Annotated in this window: 8 protein-coding genes; 2 read left to right on the top strand and 6 right to left on the bottom strand. The window is 74.0% G+C overall.

Annotation, left to right across the window (positions count from 1 at the left end):
* Positions 1 to 5: 5 nt before the first annotated feature.
* Positions 6 to 2,234, bottom strand: coding sequence for an ATP-dependent DNA helicase UvrD2 (locus AB0D04_RS03265; RefSeq protein WP_362698858.1), 2,229 nt, complete (start codon positions 2,232 to 2,234; stop codon positions 6 to 8).
* Between the two features lie 294 nt (positions 2,235 to 2,528).
* Between AB0D04_RS03265 and AB0D04_RS03260 the strand changes: the two genes are divergently transcribed.
* A complete protein-coding gene (locus AB0D04_RS03260) occupies positions 2,529 to 2,771 on the top strand; it encodes a mycoredoxin (protein ID WP_362698856.1) in 243 nt (80 codons plus the stop codon).
* Between the two features lie 60 nt (positions 2,772 to 2,831).
* Here the strand turns inward: AB0D04_RS03260 and nudC are convergent, their stop codons facing one another.
* The 5 genes from nudC to AB0D04_RS03235 all read right to left on the bottom strand — a co-directional run bounded on the left by nudC (position 2,832) and on the right by AB0D04_RS03235 (position 12,848).
* Entirely contained in the window at positions 2,832 to 3,770 is a 939-nt protein-coding gene (nudC, locus tag AB0D04_RS03255; RefSeq protein ID WP_362698854.1) for an NAD(+) diphosphatase, read from the bottom strand.
* Positions 3,771 to 3,870: 100 nt separating this feature from the next.
* Positions 3,871 to 5,283, bottom strand: coding sequence for a dipeptidase (locus AB0D04_RS03250; protein ID WP_362698852.1), 1,413 nt, complete (start codon positions 5,281 to 5,283; stop codon positions 3,871 to 3,873).
* Between the two features lie 10 nt (positions 5,284 to 5,293).
* Positions 5,294 to 8,896, bottom strand: a complete 3,603-nt coding sequence (locus tag AB0D04_RS03245) for a UvrD-helicase domain-containing protein (RefSeq protein ID WP_362698850.1) — start codon at positions 8,894 to 8,896, stop codon at positions 5,294 to 5,296.
* Between the two features lie 104 nt (positions 8,897 to 9,000).
* The gene (locus AB0D04_RS03240; RefSeq protein ID WP_362698848.1) at positions 9,001 to 12,327 is read right to left on the bottom strand and encodes an ATP-dependent DNA helicase; all 3,327 of its coding nucleotides are present in this window, start codon (positions 12,325 to 12,327) and stop codon (positions 9,001 to 9,003) included.
* Positions 12,328 to 12,407: 80 nt separating this feature from the next.
* The gene (locus tag AB0D04_RS03235; RefSeq protein ID WP_362698846.1) at positions 12,408 to 12,848 is read right to left on the bottom strand and encodes an MGMT family protein; all 441 of its coding nucleotides are present in this window, start codon (positions 12,846 to 12,848) and stop codon (positions 12,408 to 12,410) included.
* Between the two features lie 189 nt (positions 12,849 to 13,037).
* Here AB0D04_RS03235 and AB0D04_RS03230 point away from each other — a divergent pair, with 189 nt between their 5' ends.
* Positions 13,038 to 15,935, top strand: a complete 2,898-nt coding sequence (locus AB0D04_RS03230) for a lysylphosphatidylglycerol synthase domain-containing protein (RefSeq protein WP_362698844.1) — start codon at positions 13,038 to 13,040, stop codon at positions 15,933 to 15,935.
* The last annotated feature ends 127 nt before the right edge of the window (positions 15,936 to 16,062 follow it).

Here is a 16,062-nt window from a genome sequence, read left to right as displayed (position 1 = left end):
GCAAACTATTTTTCCGACGAGTTTTCCGCGGCGCCTTCGGATGCCTCCTCCGGCACGTCCACGAGTTCCTCGCCGGCGCAGAGTGCCAGCACATCTGCCCCGTAGCGGTCCAGCTTTCGCCGTCCCACCCCTGAGATGCCCGCAAGCTCCGGTTCGGTTCCCGGAACCGCCTCGGCAATTGCCATCAATGTCTTGTCGGTGAAGACGCAGTACGCCGGCTGCCGCGTCCGGGCGGCCTGTTCGGCGCGCCAGTCCCGCAGCCGCTCGTAGAGCCCCTCGTCGATCTCCGACGGGCAGTCCTCACAGCGCATCAGCTTCATCTCGCCCGCGTCCGTCAGGGTCTTGTTGCAGACCCGGCAGCGGGCCGGACGGCGGTCCCGGCGCCTGCTCGCCCCCGTCGAGGCCGCGCCGCCGCGCTCCACGCCGCCCGTGGCCGCTCCGGCAGTACGGCGCCCGGCCGCCGCCCCCGAACCGGGCCGCAGGCCGCTGAGGAACCGGCTGGCGCGCCGCGACGCGCGGCCGCCGGGCGAGCGCGCCAGCGACCACGACAGCCCCAGATGCAGCCGGGCGCGGGTCACCCCGACATACAGGAGCCGGCGCTCTTCCTCTATCTGCTCATCGGTCCTGGCGTAGGTGATCGGCATCATGCCTTCGGTCAGGCCCACCAGGAAGACGGCGTCCCACTCAAGGCCCTTGGCGGCGTGGAGCGACGCGAGCGTCACGCCCTCGACCGTCGGGGCGTGCTGGGCATTGGCCCGCTCGTCCAGCTCGGCAACGAGGTCGGCGAGGGTGGCGTCGGGGCGGGCCCTGGCGAAGTCCTCGGCGAGCCGCACCAGCGCCGCCAGGGATTCCCAGCGGTCGCGCACCGCCCCGGACCCGGCCGGCGGCTCGCTCGTCCAGCCCATGTCGCTGAGCACCGCCCGCACCTCGGACGGCAGGCCGACCGCGTCGTCGAGCAGCGCGTCGTTACCGCCGAAGCGCGCGGCTCCGCGCAGCTTGACCCCGGCCTCGCGTACCTCGGGCCGCTCGAAGAACCGCTCGGCCCCGCGCAGCTGGTAGGGCACACCGGCGTCGGCCAGCGCCTGTTCGTAGACCTCGGACTGGGCGTTGATGCGGAAGAGCACGGCGATCTCACCGGCGGAGACGCCGGAGGCGATGAGGTCGCGGATCCGCCGGGCGGTGCCCTCCGCCTCGGCCGGCTCGTCCGCGTACTCCACATACGCGGGCTCCGGCCCGGCCGCGCGCTGCGAGACCAGCTCCAGCCGGTGCTCGGCGGCACGGCCCCTGGCCTGGGTGAGCAGCCCGTTGGCGAGGTGCACGACCTGCGGGGTGGAGCGGTAGTCGCGCACCAGCTTGACGACGGTGGCGTTCGGGTGGCGGGTACGGAAGTTGAGGAGGTGGTCCGGGGTGGCGCCGGTGAAGCTGTAGATCGTCTGGCTGGCGTCGCCGACCACGCACAGGCTGTCGCGGTCCCCCAGCCACAGCTCCAGCAGCCGCTGCTGGAGCGGGCTGACGTCCTGGTACTCGTCGACGACGAAGTGCTGATACTGCGTGCGGACCTGCTCGGCGATGTCCTGCCGGTCCTGCAGGACACCGACCGTGAGCAGCAGCACATCCTCGAAGTCGATGGTGCCCCGGTCGCGCTTGAGCTGCTCGTAGGTGCCGTAGATCTGCCCGATCTCGGCCGGGTCGCGCGGGGCCTCCCGGCCGGCCTTGGCGACCGCGGCCGGATAGTCGGCGGGCACGGTCTGGGTGACCTTGGACCATTCGATCTCGCCCGTGACATCCCGCAGCTCATTGCGGTCGAGCCGGATACGGCACCGCGCGGCGGCCTCGGCGACGAGCTGGACCTTGCGCTCCAGCAGCCGCGGGACCTCCCCGCCGACGGCCTTCGGCCAGAAGAACTGCAGCTGTCGCAGGGCCGCGGAGTGGAACGTCCTGGCCTGGACTCCCCCTGCCCCGAGCTGCCGCAGCCGACCCCGCATCTCGCCGGCCGCGCGCGCGGTGAACGTGACGGCAAGCACACTGGCCGGCTGCAGGATCCCGGCCCGCACGCCGTACGCGATCCGGTGCGTGATCGCCCGGGTCTTCCCCGTCCCGGCCCCGGCCAGCACACACACCGGACCGTGCAGGGCCGTCGCGACCTCGCGCTGCTCGGGGTCGAGCCCGTCGAGCACCGCATCGGCCGACTCGGGGACCCGCGGGAAGAGAGTGGAGTGGGTTGCTGCTGTCACCCCGCCATGCTGCCAGGTCCGTGGAGCCCTCCGGGAAAGCTGTCCACAGCCGCCGGATTCCGGTCGTACCGCCCCCGCCCGCTGGGGACGAGCGACGCTCCGCGGTCGGGCGGCCCTGATGTGCCGTGTCCCCGCGGCCGGGGCCGGACGGTGGCCGGGGGCGGGTGAGCGGGACGGCCCCCGGACCCCTCGGGAATGGTCCGGCGCCCCTGTGCGTTCCTGTCCTAGTCGTCCCGGCGCACAAGGTGCCGGGCGGCCGGTAACACCGGACCTACGTGAAGGAGCGCGGGGCGCATGGCGGGCACTGTGACGATGTACAGCACCACCTGGTGCGGCTACTGCCGACGGCTGAAGGGGCAGATGGACCGCGAGCAGATCGCGTACACCGAGATCAACATTGAGCAGGACCCGGAGTCGGCGGCGTTCGTGGAGAAGGCGAACGGCGGTAACCAGACCGTACCGACCGTGCTCTTCCCGGACGGGTCGACGCTGACGAATCCGTCCCTGGCGCAGGTCAAGCAGAAGATCGGGGTGTGAGACACCTCACGCGGCCGTGGGCCGGGCCGTTCGCGGGCCCGGCCTGCGGCGCCGTGAGGGTCAGGGCCTGGGGAGCGGCTTGCCGTACCAGAGCTCGATGAGGCGGGCGGCGATGGAGATGCCGTAGGGCGGCAGGACCTCGCCGGATTCGAAGGCGGCGCGCAGGTCCTCGCGGGAGAACCAGCGGGCCTCCTCGATCTCTTCGCCGTCGACCTGGATCTCGGCGGACGTGGCGCGGGCCATGAAGCCGAGCATCAGGCTGGAGGGGAAGGGCCAGGGCTGGCTGGCCACGTACTCCACCTCGCCGACGACGACGCCGGCCTCCTCGAAGACCTCGCGGGCGACGGACTGCTCGATGGACTCGCCGGGCTCGACGAAGCCGGCGAGGGTGGAGAAGCGGCCTTCGGGCCAGTGGACCTGGCGGCCGAGGAGGGCGCGGTCCTCCTCGTCGGTGACCAGCATGATCACGGCCGGGTCGGTGCGCGGGTAGTGCTCGGCGCCGCAGGCCGGGCAGCGGCGGATGTGGCCGGCGGCCGCGATGACGGTGCGTTCGCCGCAGCGGGAGCAGAAGCGGTGCAGGCGCTGCCAGTTCTCGAGGGCGACGGCGTGGACGAGGAGTCCGGCGTCCCGGGGGGAGAGGAGCAGTCCCGCTTCGCGCAGCCCGGCCGGGCGCGCGGACTGGTCCATGCGGCCGGGGAGGGCGTCCTTCTGGAGGGCGAAGTAGCTGACGCCCTCTTCGTCGGTACCCAGGTAGTAGCGGTGGGACTCGGTCAGCGGCGCCTCGAAGGACGGCGTCGTGATCAGTTCGGTGCGGCCGTCGGGGGTGTCATCGATCAGTGCCTGGCCGCCGGACACCACGAAGACGCGCGTCGTCGGATGGCTCCAGGCCGCCGCGAGCCATGCCTCGTCGAGACGGTGATGGGCGGAGCGGTCGATCCCGCTCGGTGCGCTGAAAGTGATCGGCCGGTCGGCGCTGTGGTGGTTGGTCCAGGTGGTCACTGCTGTTTCCAACTCCCCCTGTGGCGTGGGTGTGTGCTGCGTACGGGCGCGGGGCGGGACGGCGGACGGGCGGGACGGGAGCGGACGGACGGGAGTGCGGTCAGGCCGTGCCCCGGCGGGGCCGCCAGTTCTCCGCCAGGTCCTCCCAGAGGTGGGCGGCGGTCTCGACGCCCTTCATCAGCAGGTCCAGCTCGACCTTCTCGTTCGGTGCGTGCCAGCCGTCGGAGGGGACGGAGATGCCGAGGAAGAGGACGGGGACGCCGAGGATGTCCTGGAGGTCGGCGGCGGGGCCCGAGCCGCCTTCCCGGGTGAAGAGGATCTTTTGGCCGAAGGCCCGTCCCATGGCGCGGACGACGGACTGCAGCGCGGGGTGGTCGAGCGGGGTCAGGCAGGGGCGGGTGGCGCCCCAGAAGGTGATCTCGTGGCGGATGCCGGCCGGGAGGCTCGCTGCGACCCAGTCGCGGACGGACCGCTGCACGGCGTCGGCGTCCTGGCCCGCAACGAGCCGGAAGGAGAGCTTCAGCTGGGCGGCGGCCGGGACGATGGTCTTGCCGCCGGGGCCCTGATAGCCGCCGGCGATGCCGTTGACCTCGGCGGTGGGGCGGGCCCAGATGCGCTCCAGGGTCGTGTTGCCGGTCTCACCGAGGGCGGCGTGGGAGTGCGCGGTGCGCAGCCACCGGTCCTCGTCGAAGGGCAGCTCGGCGAAGAGTGCGCGTTCGCGGTCGGTGAGCTCGATCACGCCGTCGTAGAAGCCGGGGACGGCGACGCGGCGGTCGTCGTCATGAAGGGCGGCGGCCAGCCGGGCGGCCTCGGTGGCGGGGTTGGGCACCGCACCGCCGAAGGAGCCGGAGTGGATGTCCTGGTCGGGGCCGTACAGGTCGATCTGGCAGTCCGTCAGGCCGCGCATGCCGGTGCAGACGGTGGGGGTGTCCGCGGCCCACATACCGGTGTCGGAGACGATCACGGCGTCGCAGGCGAGGCGGTCGGCGTGCCGGGCGACCAGCGCCGGGAAGTGCGGGGAGCCGGACTCCTCCTCGCCCTCGATGAGGAGCTTGAGGTTGACGGCGGGGGCGGTGCGCCCGGTGGCGGCGAGGTGCGCGCGGACGCCCAGGGTGTGGAAGAACACCTGGCCCTTGTCGTCGGCGGCGCCGCGGGCATAGAGCCTGCCGTCCACGGTCTGCGGCTCGAAGGGGTCGGTGTGCCAGCCGTCCTCGCGGGCGGCGGGCTGGACGTCGTGGTGTCCGTAGACGAGCACCGTCGGCGCGGCCGGGTCGCCGGAGGGCCACTCGGCGTAGACCGCGGGCAGGCCGTCGGTCTCCCATATCTCGGCGGTCGGGAAGCCGGTGCCGGTGAGCTTCGCGGCGAGCCATTCGGCGCTGCGGCGCACCTCGCCGGCGCGCTCCGGGTCGGCCGAGACGGAGGGGATGCGCAGCCACTCGGCGAGGTCGTCGAGGAACGTGACGCGGTGGTCGGCGATGTACGCGCGGACGGCACTGTCCGGGGTGGTGCTCATATGGCCGAGCCTATCGGCCTTGCGGGGGCGGGCGGTCGGCGGTCTCACCGAGCAGGATGCGCTCGAGTCCGGCCCGGCCGGGCAGCTTCCGGGGCCGGACGACCTCGCCGGTGCGGACGTAGACGAAGGCGGCGCCCACGGCGGAGGGCCGCAGGCCGTGGCGCTCGGCCCAGGCGAGGCGGTAGATGGCCAGCTGGAGGGGGTCGGCGCCCGGGGTGCGCTGCGGGCCGCGGCCACGGGGCTGGGCGCGGGTGGTCTTCCAGTCGACGATCTCGAAGCGGTCCTTGCCGCCCGCGCCGGGTTCCTTGTAGACGGCGTCGATCCGGCCGCGGATCACGCGTCCGGCGAGGGTCAGCTGGAAGGGGGCCTCGACGCGGTACGGGGTGCGGTGGGCGTAGGGAGTGCGGACGAAGGCTTCCTTGAGGGCCTCCAGCTCGCGTTCGTCGGCGATCTCCGCGTCGTCCGGTCCGTCGCCGGGGAGTTCGTCGGGGCCGAGCAGGGGCAGCGTCAGCTCCTCGAAGCGGGACTCGACCCAGGCGTGGAAGCGGGTGCCGCGGCGGGCGCCGGGCAGCGGCGGGCGCGGCATGGGGCGGGCGAGCTCGCGGGCGAAGCCGTCCGGGTCGGCGGCGAGGTGGAGCAGCTGGGTGGCGCTGAGGGAGGGCGGGAGCGGAACGTCGCGGACCGTCGCCCGGGAGCGGCGCAGCTCGTCGGCGAGGGCGTCGAGGTCGCGGTCCCAGGACCCTGCGGTGCGGCGTTCCTCGGGGAGGAGGGCGCGGGAGTCCTCGGTGCCGGGGTCGGGCGGCGGGGCGGAGCGCTGGGCGATGATGCGGCGGGCGGGGGCTTCGGGGGCGTCGTCGAAGGGGTCGGGTTCATCGCTTTCGTACGGGTCGGCGTAGGCGTCGTCGTACGGATCGGGGTACTCGGCGTCGTCCGGCCCGGCGTACGGGTCGCCGTGCGGGGCTTCGTACGGACCGTCGTACGGCTCCCTGGCCGCCTCGTCCTGCGGGGGCGTCGGCCACTCCGGGGCGTCGGCGAAGAGCGACTCGGAGGGGGGAGCGGGGGCGGGGGCCGGGACCGGGACCGGGGGCTTCCCCAGGCGCGCCAGGTGCCCCCGGACCGTGGCGGCCGCGGCCCGGCGCCGGGCGGTGGCGACGGGGTCCAGGGGCAGCGGCCAGGCCCGCTCGGCGGCGGCCTCGGTGAGGGCGGGGTTCTCGGCGTCCTTCTCCGGGGCGTCGGCCCAGGCCTCGATCTCGCCGTGGCCGGCCTCGCAGTGCTCGCGGAGCGCGGTGAGGAAGGCGGACGGGCCACGGGGGCGTTTCTGGCTCGGGCCCCACCAGTGGCCGGAGCCGAGGAGGAGCGAGCGGGGGCGGGTGAAGGTGACGTAGCCCAGGCGGAGTTCCTCGGTCTCCTGGTGGTCCTTCATCGCCTCCTTGAAGGTTTTCAGGCCGCGGGCGGCCCATTCGCCGACGTCGGGGAGGGTGGCGGCGTCGCCGCGCAGGGCGTGCGGCAGGACCTTGGGCTGGGTGGTCCAGGACTCGCGGGCCTGTTCGCTGGGGAACTGCTTGGCGACCAGGCCGGGGACGGCGACGACGTCCCACTCCAGGCCCTTGGACTTGTGGGCGGTGAGCACCTTGACGGTGTTGTCGCCGCCGGGGAGCGAGCTGTCCAGGCCCTTTTCGTGCTGGACGGCGGTGCGCAGGAAGCCGAGGAAGGCGAGCAGGGTGGCCTCGCCGTCGAGGGCGGCGCCGCCCTGTTTGGCGGCGAAGCCGGCCGCGATGTCCAGGAAGGTGCCGAGGGTTTCGCGGCGGCGGGCGGCGAGGGCGTGGGGGGAGGCGGAGAGTTCGACCTCCAGGCCGGTGGTGGTCAGCACCCGGTGGAGTACGTCCATGAGCGGGTCGCTCAGGCAGCGGCGCAGGTCGCGGAGCTCGGTGGCGAGGCGGGCGAAGCGGATCCGGGCATCGGTGGAGAAGGGCAGGCCGTCGTCGGGGCCGTCGGCCTCCAGGAAGGTGTCGAGGGCGTCGGCGAGGGAGACGGTCTCGGCCGGGTCGGTGCCCTCGACGGCTTCGGCGAGCCGCTGTGCGGGGTCGTCGGAGGGGCCGCCGTGGTGGACGAGGGTGCGGGCGCGGCGGCCCAGGAGGGCGAGGTCGCGGGGGCCGATGCGCCAGCGGGGGCCGATCAGGAGGCGGACCAGGGAGGCGTTGGCGGTGGGGTCCTGGAGGACCTCGCAGACGGCGACGAGGTCGGCGATCTCGGGCAGGTGGAGGAGCCCGGAGAGGCCGACGACCTCGACGGGGATGTCGCGGGCGACCAGTTCGCCCTGGATGCGGGCGAAGTCGCCCGCGGTGCGGCACAGGACGGCGATCTCGCCGGGCCGGGTGCCCGTACGGACGAGGTGAGCGAGGGAGTCGGCGAGCCAGGCGAGCTCTTCGGCGTGGGTGGGCAGCAGGGCGCAGCGGACCGTGCCGTCGCGTTCGGCGCCGGGGGCGGGGCGCAGCGCCTCGACGCCTTCGTGCATCCGGCGCAGGGGTGCGGCGAGGCCGTTGGCGAGGTGGAGGAGGCGGCCGCCGCTGCGGCGGTTCTCGCTGAGGGCGTAGCGGCGGGCGGGGGTGCCGTCCCGGAAGGGGAAGTGGGCGGGGAAGTCGTCGAGGTTGGCGACGGAGGCGCCGCGCCAGCCGTAGATGGCCTGGCAGGGGTCACCGACGGCGGTGACGGCGTGCCCGGTGGCGCTCCCGCCTTCCGCGCCGAACAGGCCGGAGAGCAGGAGCCGTTGGGCGACGGAGGTGTCCTGGTACTCGTCCAGGAGGACGACGCGGAACTCCTCGCGCAGGGCCTGGCCGACTTCGGGGCGGGTGGTGGCGAGGGTGGCGGACAGGGCGATCTGGTCGCCGAAGTCGAGGAGGTCGCGGCGGCGTTTCTCGTCGCGGTAGGCGCCGACGAGGGCGAGGAGCTCATGGCGGGCGCGGGCGGTTTCGGGGACCTTGCGCAGGTCGGCGTTGGTGAGCGGGACGGCGTCCAGGGTGGCGAGCAGGTCACTGTCGTAGGTGTGCAGGCGGGCGGGGTCCACCAGGTGTTCGGCGAGTTCGCCGTCGAGGGCGAGGAGGTCCTCCACCAGGGCGGGCAGCGATTTGGTGAGCGCCGGGTAGGGGCCGGGGGCGGTGCGCAGGACGCGGGCGGCGAGCTGGAAGCGGGTGGCGTCGGCGAGGAGGCGGGCGCTGGGCTCGAGGCCGATGCGCAGGCCGTGGTCCTTCAGGAGCCGGCCGGCGAAGGCGTGGTAGGTGGAGATGCGGGGCTCGCCGGCGGGCTCGTCGGCGCCGCCGGGGAGGGCTTCGGGGTCGGTGACGCCGGCCGCGAGCAGGGCGGCCCGTACGCGTTCGGCGAGCTCGCCGGCGGCCTTGTTGGTGAAGGTCAGCCCGAGGACCTGGTCGGGGGCGACCTGGCCGGTGCCCACCAGCCACACCACCCGCGCGGCCATCACCGTCGTCTTGCCGGATCCGGCTCCGGCCACGATGACCTGCGGGGCGGGCGGGGCGGTGATGCACGCCGTCTGCTCCGGTGTGAACGGGATGCCGAGGAGCTCCTTGAGCTGCTCGGGGTCGGTGATGCGGGCTGACACATCGCACACCGTAACCGGCACCACTGACAATCGCGGCGGGCCGGGCCATCCGCCCAGGTCAGGGCCCCGGCCCGGCCGGCCGGGCCGCGTACGGGCCCGGCCGCTCACTCCACGATGTGGCGCCCCTCCGGCTGGGAGCTGCACGAGGCGCGGAAGGCGCAGTGCGTGCAGTGGGTTCCGGTGGTGGGCGTGAAGCGCTCCTCCAGGACGCGGCCCGCGGCGGTGGCGAGCAGCTCGCCGACCCATTCGCCCTCGGGCGGCGGCTGCGCCTGTACGGCGGGCAGCGCGTCGCCGCCCTCCTTCTGCGGCGCGCCGAGGCGCAGGTGGACCAGTTCCGCGCCGCCGGGGCCGGGGCTGTGCCCGTCGAAGGCGTCGTCGACGGCGCCCTCGCGCACGGCGAGCTGGTAGACGGCGAGCTGGGGGTGGCGGGCGACCTCGGGGCCGGTGGGCTTCTGTTTGCCGGTCTTGAAGTCGACGACGTAGGCGCGGCCCTGGGCGTCCCGTTCGACGCGGTCCATGCTGCCGCGGATGCGGACCTCGTACGCCCCGGCCGCGAGGGTGACGTCGAAGCCGTGCTCGCTGGCGACGGCGTGGCGGCCGTGGGTTTCGCGTGCCGTGACGTGCCAGCGCAGGAAGCGTTCGAGGGCGGCGCGGGCGGTGTCCTTCTCCTGGCGGGACTTCCAGGGGGCGTCGAAGGCGAGGGCGTCCCAGACGGAGTCCAGGCGCTCCATCAGGACGTTCAGATCGGCGGGGCTGCGGCCGGAGGCGACCTCGTCGGCGAGGACGTGGACGACGTTTCCGAAGCCCTGGGCGGCGGTGGCGGGCTTGTCCGCCTTGACCTCGCGGCCCAGGAACCACTGGAGGGAGCAGGTGTTGGCGAGCTGGTCCAGGGCGCTGCCGGAGAGGACGACGGGCCGGTCGCGGTCGCGCAGCGGGACGCCGCTGTGGGTCGGGTCGGCCAGGCCCCACCAGGTGTCCGGATGGGCGGCGGGCACCAGGGGGTGGCCGTCGTCGTCGGTCAGGGCGGCGAGCCGGGCGAGGCGCTGGGCGGCGGCGTCGCGCAGCGCCTCGGTGGCGGCCGGGTCGACGGTGGTGGCGCGCAGTTCGGCGACCAGGGCGGCGACGGAGAGGGGGCGGCGGGGGCGGCCGGTGACGTCCTGGGGGGTGACGCCGAGCTCGGTCAGGAACCGGGAGGGCTGGTCGCCGTCGTCGGCGGCGGCCTTGACGGCGGTGACCACCAGGCGTTCACGGGCACGGGTCGCGGCCACGTAGAACAGCCGGCGCTCCTCGGCGAGCAGCGCGCCCGGCGTGAGGGGTTCGGCCAGGCCGTCCCGGCCGATACGGTCCGCCTCCAGGAGGGAGCCGCGGCGGCGCAGGTCGGGCCAGAGGCCCTCCTGGACCCCGGCGACGACCACGAGGCGCCATTCCAGGCCCTTGGCGCGGTGGGCGGTCATCAGGCGCACGGCATCGGGGCGCACCGTGCGGCGGGTGAGGGTGTCGGCGGCGATGTCCTGGGCGTCCAGCTCCTCCAGGAAGTTCAGGGCGCCGCGGCCGCCGGTGCGTTCCTCGGCGCGGGCCGCGGTCTCGAAGAGGGCGACCACGGCGTCCAGGTCACGGTCGGCGTTGCGGCCGGCCGTGCCGCCGCGCCGGGCGGCGCGCTCCAGGCGGCCCGGCCAGGGGGTGCCGTCCCACAGTTCCCACAGGGCCTCTTCGGCGGTGCCGCCGCCCGCGAGGAGTTCGCGGGCCTTGCGCAGCAGCAGGCCGAGCCGCTGGGCGCCGCGGGCGTACGCCGGATCGTGGGCCACCAGGCGCTGCGGTTCGGCGAGCGCGCGGGCGATCAGCTCGTCGGAGGGCGGGGGCAGCGCCGTGCCCGCGGCCCGTTCCTCCTCGCGCAGCGCGCGGCCCAGGCGGCGCAGGTCGGCGGAGTCCATGCCGCCCAGGGGGGAGGTCAGCAGGTCGAGGGCGGTCTCGGTGTCGAGGGAGGCGGCCGGGTCCGCGTCCAGGACGGCGCGCGCCGCCACCCGCAGCGCCGTCAGGAGGGGAGCGACGGCCGGTTCGTGGCGCAGCGGGAGGTCGTCGCCGTCGATGTCGAGGGGCACCCCGGCAGAGGTGAGCGCACGGCGTACGACGGGGATCGAGCGCCCTCCGGCGCGCACCAGCACCGCCATCTCGCGCCACGGCACACCGTCCTCCAGATGGGCGCGCCGCAGGATGTCGGCGATGTTCTCCAGCTCGGTGCCCGGCGTCGGGTAGGTGTACGCCTCGACGCGGCCGCCCTCCCATGCGGCGGCCAGCTCGCGGTGGGCCCGTACCTTCTGGGCCGGAAGGCGGGTGAGCGGCATCCGGTGGGTGAGCAGCCGGGTGGCCGCCAGCAGCGCGGCCCCCGAGCGCCTGGAGGTGCGCAGGACCTCCACCGGGGCGGGGGTGCCGTCGGCGCGCCGGAAGGTCTCGGGGAAATCGAGGATGCCGTTCACGTCGGCGCCGCGGAAGGCGTAGATCGACTGGTCGGGGTCGCCGAAGGCGAGGAGCGTACGGCCCGGGGTGCCCGGTGTGCCGGGAGCGCCCTGGTGGCCGGCCAGGGCGCTCAGCAGCCGTACCTGGGCGACGTCGGTGTCCTGGTACTCGTCGACGTAGACCGCGTCATAGGCGGCCGCCAGCTGCGCCGCGACGCGGGGGTCCTGGGCGAGCAGTACGGCGCGGTGCAGGAGTTCGGCGTAGTCCAGCACGCCCTGGGCGTCCAGGACGTCGAGATATTCGGCCAGGAAGGCCGCGGCGGCGCTCCAGTCGGGGCGGCCGGTGCGCCGGGCGAAGGCGCCGAGGGAGTCCGGGCCCAGGCCCAGTTCGCGGCTGCGGGCGAGCACCGCGCGGACCTCGTCGGCGAAGCCGCGGGTGGTCAGGCAGGCCCGCAGCTCGTCGGGCCAGCTCACCTGGGCGCGGCCGTCGTCGGCCAGCTGGGCCTGGCCTTCGAGGAGCTCGCGGACGACGAGGTCCTGTTCGGGGCCGGAGAGCAGGCGCAGCGGGTCGGCGAAGAGATCGGCGTCCTGGTGGGCGCGGACCAGGGCGTAGGAGAAGGAGTGGAACGTGGTGGCCCGGGGCGCCTGGCCGGCGCCGACCCGGGCGGCGAGCCGGTCGCGGAGTTCCACGGCGGCCTTGCGGCTGAAGGTCAGGACGAGGATCCGCTCGGGGTCGGCGCCGTCGCGCACCCGGCGGGCCACCGACTCCACCAGCGTCGTGGTCTTCCCGGTGCCGGGCCCGGCGAGCACCAGGAGGGGCCCGTGGCGGTGGTCAACCACGACGCGCTGTGCTGCGTCCAAGGCAGGGGGCTCCACCGCCGCCGGCGGCGTACGCACCAGCCGGTACGCGCCGGGGGCATCCCGCCGCGCCGCCCGGTGCGGCGGCGTCGACGGGACGGCCGAGATGGAGGAACTCACGTGGATCGCCGGTCCTGATGGGGTTGCTGATCAAGGTGTGGTGGGTGAGGGCAGTGCCGGACGACGCTACGCCAAGCCGCTCACGAGCCGTCCCAGCGGGCCCGCCGCATGTCCAGTCGCGGTATATGGCCCTCGGCGGAACGGGAGGCCTCCCGCAGCGGTGTGCCCTCGTCCCGGTAGTGCGCCAACGCGCGCAGTTCATGGCCGGGCAGCAGGACCCCGTCCGAGCGCACCACCCGCCACCAGGGCACCGCTCCGCCGTAGAGAGCCATGACACGGCCCACCTGCCTGGGCCCGCCCTCCCGTCGCCCGCCACCGCCCTTCGCCGGAAGCCCTTCGGGCCGCCCCTCTTCTCGCAACCACTCCGCCACATCCCCGTACGTCATCACCCGCCCCGCAGGGATCAGCTCGGCGACGGCGAGCACCCGCTCGGCGTACTCGGGAAGATCGCCGGGTTCGGGCAGCTCACCGGCGTCCGGACCGTCCTGCTCGCGCGCCCCCGAATCTCCACTCCCACTCATTCGGTCCATCCTGCCGCACGGCACCGACAATGGGATCGGACACACGGTCCGGGACTCCCGTGGAGGTCCGCCGACAAGGTGCCGCCGAGGTGGAGCGGTGGAGATCGTTCCGTTTTCCGCGCCCCCGAAATGCACCCTGATGCCCCCCACCACTGGTCGGTCGTGCCACCATCTTCCGGACGGTGACTGGTGATACGAGATCAAGAAGAGACGGCCGAGCAGCAGGGTGCAGCGCCTCCACGGGAGGCGGGCGCCCCTGACGCGCTGGCCGCCGGCGCCCCCAAGCCGACGGAAAAGGCGAGCACGATCAAGAAGGCCCAACCACCCGAGGCGTCCGAGAGGCCGAAAGAGCCCGCGGACCCCGAGCCACGCGCGCGGCAGCAGGAGGAGCCGCACCCCGGCGACAAGGAGCGCAAGGACGAGAAGAAGCCGGCCGCCGGCGCGCCCCGTACGGGGTCGCACCGCGCCGACCTGAACGCCGACGAGCACGGCGAGTTCCACGTCGACCGGGTCTCCGGTGACGAGCCGCTGCTGCCCGCCCGGGTGCACCGCCCCTCCGACCTGCTGCGGCTGCTGCTCGGCATCGTCGGGATCGCGCTGGTCCTCGGTCTCGCCACCTTCGCGCACGGCACCACCCAGGGCCTGAAGAACGACATCGGCAAGGGCTTCGGGGCGGCGCCCGAGCTGCTGATCAACCTGGCCGGGCTGACGTCCAGCGTCGCGGTGCTGATCGTCCCGGTCGCGTTCGCCGTCGAGCGGCTGATCAAGCGGGACGGGCTGCGGATCGCGGACGGCGTGCTCGCCGCCGTACTGGCGCACGGCGTGTCGCTGGCCACCGACCTGTGGGTGGCCGAGGCGGCCCCGCCGTCCATCCGGGCGGCACTCACCCAGCCGCTGGAGAACGGTTCCCTCTCGGCGCCGGTGCACAGCTATCTGGCGCCCGTGATCGCCTATATGACGGCGGTGGGCATGGCCCGGCGGCCGCGCTGGCGGGTCGCGATGTGGGGCGTGGTGCTGCTGGACGTCGTCGCGGTGCTGGTCGGGCGGTACTCCACGCCGTTCGCGATCGCCACGACCCTGCTGATCGGCTGGACCGTCGCCTACGGCACGCTCTACGCCGTCGGCTCCCCCAATGTCCGCCCCACCGGCCAGAACCTCCTCGCGGGGCTGCGCCGGGTCGGTTTCCACCCGGTCAGCGCCATGCGCGCGGAGGACGCCGTCAGCCCGGAGCAGAACGAGCACGCGGACCGCGGCCGCCGCTACCTCGTCACCCTGGAGGACGGCCCGCCCATCGACGTCACCGTCGTGGACCGCGAGCAGCAGGCGCAGGGCTTCTTCTACCGGGTCTGGCGGCGGCTGTCGCTGCGCGGCATCAACCAGCGCCGCAGCCTCCAGTCGCTGCGTCAGGCCCTCGAGCAGGAGGCGCTGCTGGCGTACGCGGCGATCGCGGCCGGCGCCAACGCCCCCAAGCTGATCGCCACCTCCGAGCTCGGCCCGGACGCGGTGATGCTGGTCTACGAGCACATCGGCGGCCGCACCTTCGACTCGCTGGCCGACGAGGAGATCACCGACGCGCTGATGCACAGCGCCTGGCGGCAGGTCGAGGCGCTCCAGTCGCGGCGGATCGCGCACCGGCGGCTGGTGGGCAATGCCCTTCTGGTGGATCGTTCCGGCAATATCGTTCTGACCGAGCTGCGCGGCGGTGAGATCGCGGCCGGGGACCTCGTCCTGCGGATGGACATCGCCCAGCTGCTGGCCACCTGCGGGCTGCGCGTCGGCGCCGAGCGGGCCGTCGCCGCGGCCGTCGAGGTGCTGGGCCCGGACGCCGTCGCCGACAGCCTGCCGCTGCTCCAGCCGATCGCGCTCAGCCGGACCACCCGCGCCACCCTGCGCCAGCTTGCCCGTGAGCGCTCCAAGCGCGAGCGCGAGGCCGTACTGGCCGCCTCGCAGGAGGCCAAGGAGGCGCGCGAGGCGCGTGAGGCGGAGGGCCCCAGGGACCGCAAGATGCTGCGGGCCGAGCGGAACGCCGCGAAGAACGCCGAGAAGCGCGCCCTGGAGGAGGTGTCGGAGGAGGCCCGCGAGGAGGACCTGCTGGCCCAGATCCGCCGCCAGGTGCTGCTGATCCGCCCGACAGCAGTGATCGAACCGGCGAAGCTGGAACGGCTGAGCCCACGCATCCTGATCAGCTGGATCGCCGGGGCGTTCGCGGTGTATCTGCTGCTGTCGCAGCTGGCCAACTTCAACCTCGGCGACGTGGTCAGCAGGGCCCAGTGGGTGTGGGTCCTGGTGGCGATGTTCTTCTCGGCGCTGACGTACCCCGCGGCGGCGATGAGCCTGCTGGGCTTCGTCACCGAGAAGGTGCCGTTCGGCAAGACGGTCATCGCGCAGATCGCGGGCAACTTCGTGAAGCTGGTGGCGCCCGCGGCGATCGGCGGGGTGGCACTCAACACCCGCTTCCTGCAGCGCGCCGGGGTCCGGCCCGGCCTGGCGGTGGCCAGCGTCGGCGCATCGCAGCTGTTCGGGCTGGGCAGCCACATCACGCTGCTGCTGGCCTTCGGCTATCTGACCGGCACCGAGCACGCGCCGCAGATCTCGCCGTCCCGTACGGTCATCGCCGGGCTGCTGACGGTGGCCGTACTGGTCCTGGTGGTGACCGCCGTCCCGGCGCTGCGCAAGTTCGTCTCGACGCGGCTGCGGTCGCTGTTCGCCGGGGTGGTCCCGCGGATGCTGGACATCCTCCAGCGGCCGGGGAAGCTGATCACCGGTATCGGCGGGATGCTGCTGCTGACGGCGGCGAATGTGATGTGCCTGGACGCCTCGATCCGGGCGTTCGGCGGCGGCGACAGGATCAGTTACGCGGGCATCGCGGTTGCCTTCCTCGCCGGCAACGCGCTGGGCTCTGCCGCTCCGACGCCGGGCGGTCTGGGTGCCGTCGAGGGTGCGCTGTTCACCGCGCTGACGTTCTCGGGGCTGGCCGCCGCCACGGCCTTCCCCGCCGTCCTGCTGTTCCGCCTGATGACCTTCTGGCTCCCGGTGCTGCCGGGCTGGGTGGCCTTCACGCGTCTGAGCCGCAGGGGCGAGATCTGAGCGCACCTGCGGCAGCACACGTCTGCTCTGCCTCACCCTTGCCGCGATATGCGGGTCTCCCCCGCTTCCCGGCAAGGGGAAACAGGACATTTATCGCCACCCGCAACACTTCCGCACACCTACCGTG

This window comes from Streptomyces sp. NPDC048483 (assembly GCF_040651455.1).
In the GTDB taxonomy this organism is placed as follows: domain Bacteria; phylum Actinomycetota; class Actinomycetes; order Streptomycetales; family Streptomycetaceae; genus Streptomyces.
The sequence above is the reverse complement of the archived record's forward strand: the minus strand, read 5'-3'. Positions and strand labels throughout refer to the sequence as shown.

Coding starts and splice junctions, on each gene's coding strand:
- AB0D04_RS03260 (WP_362698856.1), top strand. CDS start 2,529: ATGGCGGGCACTGTGACGATGTACAGCACCACCTGGTGCGGCTACTGC.
- AB0D04_RS03250 (WP_362698852.1), bottom strand. CDS start 5,283: ATGAGCACCACCCCGGACAGTGCCGTCCGCGCGTACATCGCCGACCAC.
- AB0D04_RS03235 (WP_362698846.1), bottom strand. CDS start 12,848: ATGAGTGGGAGTGGAGATTCGGGGGCGCGCGAGCAGGACGGTCCGGAC.